6 protein-coding genes, 15 tRNA genes and 1 rRNA gene are annotated in these 8,712 nt (G+C 47.5%); all 22 read right to left on the bottom strand.

The features are described 5' to 3' along the window. Positions 1 to 263: 263 nt before the first annotated feature. Positions 264 to 1,019, bottom strand: a complete 756-nt coding sequence (locus tag T504_RS0111790) for an HAD-IIB family hydrolase (RefSeq protein ID WP_033171261.1) — start codon at positions 1,017 to 1,019, stop codon at positions 264 to 266. A gap of 96 nt (positions 1,020 to 1,115) precedes the next feature. After that, positions 1,116 to 3,095, bottom strand: coding sequence for a methyl-accepting chemotaxis protein (locus tag T504_RS0111785; protein WP_033171260.1), 1,980 nt, complete (start codon positions 3,093 to 3,095; stop codon positions 1,116 to 1,118). A 206-nt stretch (positions 3,096 to 3,301) separates the two neighbouring features. After that, positions 3,302 to 3,667, bottom strand: coding sequence for a hypothetical protein (locus tag T504_RS0111780; RefSeq protein ID WP_033171259.1), 366 nt, complete (start codon positions 3,665 to 3,667; stop codon positions 3,302 to 3,304). Between the two features lie 152 nt (positions 3,668 to 3,819). Next, a complete protein-coding gene (locus tag T504_RS0111775; protein WP_033171258.1) occupies positions 3,820 to 4,080 on the bottom strand; it encodes a hypothetical protein in 261 nt (86 codons plus the stop codon). An 88-nt stretch (positions 4,081 to 4,168) separates the two neighbouring features. Then, positions 4,169 to 5,293, bottom strand: a complete 1,125-nt coding sequence (locus tag T504_RS0111770; RefSeq protein ID WP_033171257.1) for a DUF362 domain-containing protein — start codon at positions 5,291 to 5,293, stop codon at positions 4,169 to 4,171. Positions 5,294 to 5,603: 310 nt separating this feature from the next. Next, positions 5,604 to 6,938, bottom strand: coding sequence for a lipase family protein (locus T504_RS0111765; RefSeq protein WP_051635354.1), 1,335 nt, complete (start codon positions 6,936 to 6,938; stop codon positions 5,604 to 5,606). Between the two features lie 69 nt (positions 6,939 to 7,007). After that, a tRNA-Leu gene (locus T504_RS0111760) sits at positions 7,008 to 7,093 on the bottom strand. A gap of 7 nt (positions 7,094 to 7,100) precedes the next feature. Next, positions 7,101 to 7,187, bottom strand: a tRNA-Leu gene (locus T504_RS0111755). 166 nt (positions 7,188 to 7,353) lie between these two features. Next, positions 7,354 to 7,439, bottom strand: a tRNA-Leu gene (locus T504_RS0111750). A 20-nt stretch (positions 7,440 to 7,459) separates the two neighbouring features. Beyond that, positions 7,460 to 7,546: transfer RNA gene (locus tag T504_RS0111745), tRNA-Leu, on the bottom strand. Between the two features lie 35 nt (positions 7,547 to 7,581). Beyond that, positions 7,582 to 7,670: transfer RNA gene (locus T504_RS0111740), tRNA-Leu, on the bottom strand. 16 nt (positions 7,671 to 7,686) lie between these two features. Next, positions 7,687 to 7,760, bottom strand: a tRNA-Gly gene (locus T504_RS0111735). A 12-nt stretch (positions 7,761 to 7,772) separates the two neighbouring features. Then, positions 7,773 to 7,848: transfer RNA gene (locus tag T504_RS0111730), tRNA-Thr, on the bottom strand. 9 nt (positions 7,849 to 7,857) lie between these two features. Continuing rightward, positions 7,858 to 7,933, bottom strand: a tRNA-Phe gene (locus T504_RS0111725). 54 nt (positions 7,934 to 7,987) lie between these two features. Next, positions 7,988 to 8,064 (bottom strand) — tRNA-Asp (locus T504_RS0111720). A gap of 6 nt (positions 8,065 to 8,070) precedes the next feature. Beyond that, positions 8,071 to 8,146, bottom strand: a tRNA-Val gene (locus T504_RS0111715). A gap of 6 nt (positions 8,147 to 8,152) precedes the next feature. Then, positions 8,153 to 8,228, bottom strand: a tRNA-Lys gene (locus tag T504_RS0111710). Between the two features lie 8 nt (positions 8,229 to 8,236). Further along, positions 8,237 to 8,311, bottom strand: a tRNA-Glu gene (locus tag T504_RS0111705). A 31-nt stretch (positions 8,312 to 8,342) separates the two neighbouring features. Then, positions 8,343 to 8,418, bottom strand: a tRNA-Lys gene (locus T504_RS0111700). 5 nt (positions 8,419 to 8,423) lie between these two features. Further along, positions 8,424 to 8,500, bottom strand: a tRNA-Gln gene (locus T504_RS0111695). A gap of 24 nt (positions 8,501 to 8,524) precedes the next feature. Further along, positions 8,525 to 8,600, bottom strand: a tRNA-Asn gene (locus T504_RS0111690). A gap of 5 nt (positions 8,601 to 8,605) precedes the next feature. Next, a 5S ribosomal RNA gene (gene rrf / locus T504_RS0111685) occupies positions 8,606 to 8,712 on the bottom strand; the annotation flags it as partial.

The following is an 8,712-nucleotide window of genomic DNA, read 5'->3' as shown; positions in this document are numbered from 1 at the left end:
CTCAGCCGCCGCTAGGGGCAGTGCCATAAACGAAGCGTTTGATGTTTTTCGTGAAGAACGAAATTTTTATCCTCACCGTTCGTCGAAAAATTGCTACCGTTCAAGCGAAGCGCGTTTTGCAACTTTTTCGATGCTTAATTAAGGATAAAAATTTCGTTTAGAAAAACATCTCCCGCGTAGTGTTGGCACTGCCCCTAGCGGCGGCGAAGAGTTGCTTCGAATAAAGCTCCACTAACCGATAAACTGTAATTTTTTGCCGCGATTCACATATTATCTAACAGCATCGCCCCAACAGTATCATACACCTTCGCTGCAGCTTCCTGCATAAAAGGCTTGGCCGTAGCAACCGTAAATCCATGAAACCGTTCAATCATTGGCAAATCATTCTTATCATCGCCAATCACCAACAGTTCCTTTCCCTTCCACGCGCCAGAATCGAGCATCTTTTGCAACCCCCAGCCCTTGTCACTTAGCACATCGTTAATATCGAGATAGCTGCGATTGATATTGCCGCCCAAGCTCGGGTATTTCGCATGAATATCATCCGATACCTGCTGAGCCTCCTCCGGCGTCGTGAATTTCATACTGATTTGCACCACATCTGAAAGCTGCAATGCCTGCTCTACGGAAATCGGCGGAATCAATTCGATAGGAATCAACGGATTCGGACGGATACTATAGACCTTATGTGCCGTAAATACCAACAGCGAATAGCGTTCATCCTGTACAACATCCATCGACAAAAGCCCACGCAAAACGTCGGGTGCGATTGCCTGACAATGCATCATATTTCCCTGTTCATCCAGCGACACCGCTCCATTATTGCAAACAAGGAAATCCAGTTTCAAATCATCATATTGATTCACCGCTTCGCGAATAAGCGAAAGCCCTCTTCCCGTGGCAATGCCAAATTTATTACCGGCAGCCTGCCAGGCTTTTATCGCCCGGATATTTTCCTCGGGAATAGGCTCCCCGATAGGGCAAAGGGTTCCATCAAAATCCGTTGCAGCTATTTTCATTTCTACATCCTCCTGCGCATCATTTATCCCTATCATATCACAAAAGAGGTTTGCCGCAAAAGCAAACCTCTTTCTCGTTTCTTGATTTTCTTCTCGCTATACTCGGAATTTTGCTGCCATATCCTGAAGCTCGGAAGCCATCTTAGCCAAAGACTGCGAAGCTGCTGCAATCTCCTGCGTCGAAGCAGACTGTTCTTCGGTAGCTGCCGAAATCGACTCCGTCTGTTCTGCCGTCTTGCGGCTTACGGTATCGATGCTATTTACGGCATTCTCAATCTGCGAACCGCCGGCAGATACTACCTGTACCGCCGCATCGATCTTTGCCATACGCTCTTTGATGGCAGTAACCCGCTGCATAATACTACGGAACTCCTCGCCTACCGCACGGATTGCCTTAGCGCCATCCTGAACTTCATCCGTACCAGCCTGCATGCTGCTTACCGCATCACCAGTACCGCTCTGAACGGCTCCAATGCGCTGACGGATTTCCTCCGTAGCTGCCTGAGATTGCTCTGCGAGCTTGCGGACCTCATCCGCCACCACGGAGAATCCTCGGCCCTGTTCCCCAGCGCGCGCAGCCTCAATGGCCGCATTAAGCGCCAAAAGATTCGTCTGCTCCGCAATGCCGGAAATCGTATCAATGATAGCACCAATTTCTTGCGAATGCTTGCCAAGTTTTGCTACGACACCTGCCGAATCACCAACACTTGCCTCAATCTTCTCCATACGATTTATGGCCTGTTCCATCAAGACCTGGCCATTGCTGGCAGCCTTAGCCGCCGCCACCGTCATCTCCGTAATCTCCGTAATCTGTTCGACCACACCGCTCAGCTGGGCAACTACTTCCTGAACATTCTTGGCCGCTTTGTCCACATGACCGGTCTGTTCTGACACACCAGCTGCAACCTCGGCTACGGTCTGCGCTACATTAGTAGAGGCATCTGCAGATTGCTGCGCACTTGCCGTCAGTTCCTCACTTGAAGCAGCCACCTGCTCAGAAGTCGCACTCATCTGCGTTATGAGCTTCTTGATATGTGCCTTCATGACATTGAATCCTCGGCCAAGGTCTCCCAATTCATCGGCCTCCAGATTCATAAGATCTTTCCCGCTCAAATTTCCCTCTGCTAATTCTGCGGCATGTTCCTTAAGCTCTAAAATACGGCGCGTAATTCCCGTCGCAAACTGCAGGCAGGCAAAGACAATCAATAAAATGCCCACCAACGTCAAAATACCATACGTCCATTTCAAGGTCGTAAGCTGACTGTAAATTACCGCCTCCGGTACAAGAATTCCGACCATCCAATTGGTGCTGGGGATTTTCGCATACGCCAGGACCATGTCTTCACCATTCTTCTCGACCGTAGTAAATCCAGTTTCCTGCTGTGTCATTCGCTCGTATTCCTGTTGGAATTCCGGCAAATCCGCCACATTCTTATTCAAGGCGTCCTGATCTTCCGTAGCGATGATATTGCCCGCATTATCGAAGATATACCCAGTTCCTTCTCCCTGGAATTTTAGCTCCTTAACCTCCTCACTGAGAATATCCAGGAAGATATCTTCACAAACCGCTCCTCGATAAGCACCAGCCGCATCATGATACGGTGCGGCAATCGAAACTACCAATTTCCCCGTAATCCGATCGACATAGGTATCCATGAATTCTACCTGTCCCGAAGCCTTGGGCAAATTATAGAACCGCATGGTACGCGGATTGAGTTTTGGCGCTAGATTTCCAGCCCGATACCCCACAATAGTACCATCGCTGTTTCCCATTACCAAATCCGAAACAGCATTCACATCCTCACCAGCTACCGCCAACAAAGACCGCAACTGTTCTGGTGATTTCGTTCCATCATCCTGTTTTGCCATAAGATCGGCTGCCGAAACCGCCACCTGCTTTTTGGCTAACAGCCAGCCATCCAATTTATTCGCGGAACCTTGCATCGTAAACGTGATTTCCCGTTCGACACTGTTCCTCAGATGGCTGCTGGCAAGATAGTATCCCACACCAGATACTATTGCCATGATTACACCGGCCACACCCGCCAATGTAAAAAACTTTTGTCTAATACCCATTTCCTTACCTCCTTAAATCATAAGTATTTTCTTATTTTATTCTAAAAATGTCTTAATTTCAAGGACATTATGTAAATTTGTAACTATCAAGTAGACAAATTTACACAAAAAAATGTGTACAAGCCAGTAACTTACTACGCTCGTACACATTTAACGATTCACAAATATTTTTTTGCTTTGTCCTCGCAACGTGACAATTCCCCTCATCAAACCGTTGCACTGAACAAAGACCCCGCAGCAACGCGATTTCCCGCCATATATGCTTGCGCAAACAAATTTCCAGAAACCTGCCGGTTCCGCTGCTGCTGGACCGTTGCCCCACTTAGCTTCGTTTCGGAAATAATACGCTCACCTTGCATCTTCCGAATGACCAAGGTTCCATCTGGAAGCAGCTTCGTGACAGTAATCGTACCAGCCATCGGCTTTTCTTCTGCCTTGTCCTGTGCCGTTGCCCGCGCGAGGATCTCACGGAAATTGGCAGGCGCCTCTTTGCTTTTGTTTCCCGTGGAGGAATCCGAATATTGATTCTCATAGTGTAAAGCACCGATTCCGCTGATTGCATGAATCCCCATACATATTCCTCCCTTATTTTGATACAGAATCTCTCTTTTTTTACATTATCCATCAGTAATATTAGAGATTCATGGGATTTATGTAAACTTTAAGGGAAAAATAATGCCGCCTTAACAAAGGCGGCATCTCTTAGGCAATCTTAATCTTTTTATTACTCTTCATCGGAAAAGCGGCGACGGAAAAGTTCAGACTCCTTTCCCTTCCCCTTGAATAGCAGTGCGCACATTTCTTCAATCGAAAGCTTATCTACATCGGCAATTTCAATTATCAATACCGAATCCTGTGCATGCATCTCGCCCACCGGCAGACACATATACTTCTCTGGGACGGCTGCGATTTCACCCTTATAATCTTTGATTTCGACCTGCTGTTTTTCCGGCAGGATTGCCAGTAATTCCGATAGTACAATCATGTCAACACATTCCTTCGTTTTCTAGTTTGTCCTATATATCATTCGCGCTATTGCCATCAAAATCCTGCCTGATTTCCACGCGCCCTGATTATTTCAGCTTTACCAGTTCATACGCCCGGGTTCCCATGCCGATTTTCTCAGCATGTTCGAGGGTTTCCTTCCAGTGAACATTCGGATTATTATCCATAAACACGTCATGATGATGATGCCAATCCGGCTGTTTCAGATTATCGCCGAGCTGGCTGTTTTCGATTGCTGTCATCTGCTGGCAGGCATCCACACACGCTTGGTCAATCGCCACGGGATCAAAGGAAGCAAACATGCCGACGTTCGGTAAAATGGGCGCATCATTCTCCCCATGGCAGTCACAATTCGGCGAGATATCCATCGCCAAGCTAACATGGAAGCAGGGACGATCCTGAACCACAGCCTGTGCATACTCGGCCATCTTCTTATCCAAAAGATCGCCAGCATCCCACTGTTCGTTGCGAATCGCGGAAAAACCACACGCACCAATACAGCGGCCACAGCCTTTGCAGAGATCTGCATGAATCACCGCCTTGTTGTTCTCATAGGTAATCGCATTCGAGCCGCACTCCTTGGCACACTTGCGGCAGCCACGGCAGCGCTCTTCATTGACAACACATTTTCCCGAAGAATGCTGCTCCATTTTGCCCGCACGGCTTCCACAGCCCATACCAATATTCTTGATGGCGCCACCAAAGCCTGTCATCTCATGCCCTTTAAAATGCGAAAGACTGATTACAATATCCGCATCCATAATCGCCCGGCCAATTTTGGCGGCCTTTACATATTCCCCATTCTTAACGGGCACCTCGATATCATCAGTGCCTTTCAAGCCATCGCCAATGAGAATTTGGCACCCCGTAGTCGTAGGATTAAATCCATTGAAATTCGCACAATCCAAATGCTCCAAAGCATGCTTGCGGCTGCCTGGATAAAGCGTATTACAATCGGTCAGAAAAGGAATACCGCCCTGCTCCTTGACGATATCGGCAATAACTTTTGCATACTGCGGGCGAAGGAATGCCATATTCCCAAGCTCGCCAAAATGCATTTTGATTGCTACAAATTTACCCTCCATGTCAATCTTCTTGATGCCTGCAGCAATGCACAGCGTTTTAAGTTTTTGCAACAAGCTCGTACCAACCTGCACGCGAAAATCTGTAAAATAAACCTTAGCTTTCTCCATTAGAATCTCCTCTCAAATATAACACAGGGTAATCGATAACAGAAAACAACCGCCAACGGCTTTCTCGTCACCAATTGGCGGTTATTTCCTACGTTTTGTTATCTTTTCCATGTACCTTTTCCCATGGGGTTCTTACCAGCCCATCGGAATCTCCTCCCTTTGCTTATTGACATGCCGGCTGCTATTGGAAAGCCCTGAACTTCTTTCCTTTAGCTTACCTTTACTATACCCGAAGTTTTGCTGATTGTCAATAAGTTTTCAGAGTTTTTTATGTATTCTGTACACAGTAAATTTCCCGCCTGAAAATTCTTTACTGCAGGAACTTATCCCGCTGCTCTTTTGCCTGGAACTGCAAATACACCATTGCTTCAATCGGGGTAAGATTTTGGGTCGTAGCACTAGTCGTCTGCATAGTCAACAAATTCCCATCCGTATCATAGAGCTCTTCCTCCATCATCATACGGAAATTATTATGCTCATTTCGAATTTGGTGGCCAGTAAATCGTTCCAGCAAAATATAACGAGCCCCAGCCTGTTTTTGCTCCGCACACAGCGCGGCCAAACTCTTTTTTTCCGTAGATTCCGACAGAATGAGCGGCGCATACGCCTGTTGCAAAGATTCCTTCAGGGAACGTTTCATATAAGGCAGATCCTGTTGCAGCTTCTTATCCAATTTAAATTCGAACGGAGCAACATAAATACCGCCACTGAGCTTGACCGGTGTTCCCTGCATCATCGCCGGTGTTGGTTCCTGTTCTGGATGTGTATCTTGATAAGCCCGTAAACTTTGATCCAGATACAGGACCATGTCATGATCAAACCGCTCAAACTTATTGTTCTTCCAGACAATCTTTTTCCCAAACTGAACAAATCCACCAGTCAATGACTGCAAAACACTTTTAACGGGATCAGCAGCCATGGTAATCCGCGTGAGATTCATCTTATGCTCATATAAACGGGCAAATGTCTCATTGCCAACAGCTGGCGCCCCAAAAGTAATTACCTGCAGCTGTTCCGGCCGAACCCCCAAATCAGCAAAACGCGCAGCAGCAAGCGTCGCTGAAGCACCGCCCAAACTATGACCGGTCAAATACAAAATTTCATTGGGATTTTCCCGCAATTCCTGCGCCAAGAATTCGCCAGCAGTGCGATTGCCAAACTCATCCAGCGGCTGTTGAAAAAGTGCCACCTGAATATAATCATTAAATCCCTGATGTACCAGCGGTTGTGAACCATTATGATCCGCCAAAGCTGCCATAGCTTTGAATTCCTGCGGCGTTTTTCCGCCAAACACGACGCGCTTGACCCGAAAATCAATTTCAGCATCTTTCAGTCGCTCTGTCCCCGGAAAGGCCAGAAAATATACCGACTGATTTCCCCTAAGATTACGCGAAACGAGATGAAAGCGGCCATCCGCTACCTTATTGATATTCTCCCGCGAATCAAAGTACCAACCACTCTCCTGCAGCCATTCACGAGTCATAATGTTCAGTCCCTCACTATAGGCCGCCATAGAAACCAGGCTTGAAGTAAAATAAAGTTCCGCCTCCTGCGGCGTTATCGAAGCCGCTAAACAACGAAGCGGCAGGAATAATCCCACTAGCAGGATATAACCACCGATGCCTATCGCCTGCAAATATTTCATATTTTACCTCCTTACCAAAGTCTTACGATACAAGAAAAGCCCAGACAAAAGTCTGAGCTAAAATTTCAATGGTGCGGTCGATGGGACTTGAACCCATACGTCTTGTGAACACTACCCCCTCAAAGTAGCGCGTCTGCCAATTCCGCCACGACCGCAATAACATGGTGCGGATGAGAGGACTTGAACCTCCACGATGTCACCACCACTAGTACCTGAAACTAGCGCGTCTGCCGATTCCGCCACATCCGCATATTCAGTTGTCACTCGGTAAAAGCACCGAATCAACATAAAACATTATACGTGAAATAGATTGTATTGTCAACACCTTTACTAAAATTTTTCAATCCAGGATATATCTTTTCGATAATAACACAAAAAAACCATCTGACAAAACAATCAGATGGTAAATTTTCAATGGTGCGGTTGATGGGACTTGAACCCATACGTCTTGTGAACACTACCCCCTCAAAGTAGCGCGTCTGCCAATTCCGCCACAACCGCATAAAAAGAAAGAATATATATGGTGCGGACGAGAGGACTTGAACCTCCACGATGTCACCACCACTAGTACCTGAAACTAGCGCGTCTGCCGATTCCGCCACGTCCGCATAATAACTATTAAATTAACCGCCTTCAAAAAAGGTGGTGCCGAGGACCGGAATCGAACCGGTACGGTTGTTTCCAACCGACGGATTTTAAGTCCGTTGCGTCTGCCAGTTCCGCCACCCCGGCAGTAACATATCAATAATGGAGCGGGTGATGGGAATCGAACCCACGTGATCAGCTTGGAAGGCTGGAGCTCTACCATTGAGCTACACCCGCAAATAAAACAAGTGGAGCTGGCGAGAGGAATTGAACCCCCAACCTGCTGATTACAAGTCAGCTGCTCTACCAATTGAGCTACACCAGCTTGAAAAAATGGTGCCTCCGAGCGGAATCGAACCACTGACACGGGGATTTTCAGTCCCCTGCTCTACCAACTGAGCTACAGAGGCATTTTAACAAGTTGCATATATATTTATAACGCCATAAGGCGTTAAAAATCAAAATGGCGACCCGAAGGGGACTTGAACCCCTGACCTCCGCCGTGACAGGGCGGCATTCTAACCAACTAAACTACCGGGCCATAATATGGTGGGCGATAACAGGATCGAACTGCTGACATCCTGCTTGTAAGGCAGGCGCTCTCCCAGCTGAGCTAATCGCCCATAAAATGGTGACCCACCACGGAATCGAACCGTGAACCTACTGATTAAGAGTCAGTTGCTCTGCCAGTTGAGCTAGTGAGTCATGATAAATGGTGACGCGTATGGGATTCGAACCCATGAAGCCGCCGTGAAAGGGCGGTGTCTTAACCGCTTGACCAACGCGCCAAAAACAATCAAGTGGAATGATGTTAAAAAATGGTGGCTCACCCGGGATTCGAACCCGGGACACCCTGATTAAAAGTCAGGTGCTCTACCAACTGAGCTAGTGAACCATATCTGGCTGGGGTAGCTGGACTCGAACCAGCGGATGCGGGAGTCAAAGTCCCGTGCCTTAACCGACTTGGCTATACCCCAATCACCCCAGGGTATGAACAAAATTGGCTCCTCGAGCAGGATTCGAACCTGCGACAGCCTGATTAACAGTCAGGTGCTCTACCGACTGAGCTATCGAGGAATCAAAACCGGCAATTACCTATCCTCCCAGTCCGTCTCCAGACAAGTACTTTCGGCCTCTGTATGCTTAACTACTGTGTTCGGTATGGGAACAGGTGGAACCATACAGGCAT

Source organism: Selenomonas sp. ND2010 (genome assembly GCF_000702005.1).
GTDB lineage: Bacteria > Bacillota > Negativicutes > Selenomonadales > Selenomonadaceae > Selenomonas_A.
The sequence above is the reverse complement of the archived record's forward strand: the minus strand, read 5'-3'. Positions and strand labels throughout refer to the sequence as shown.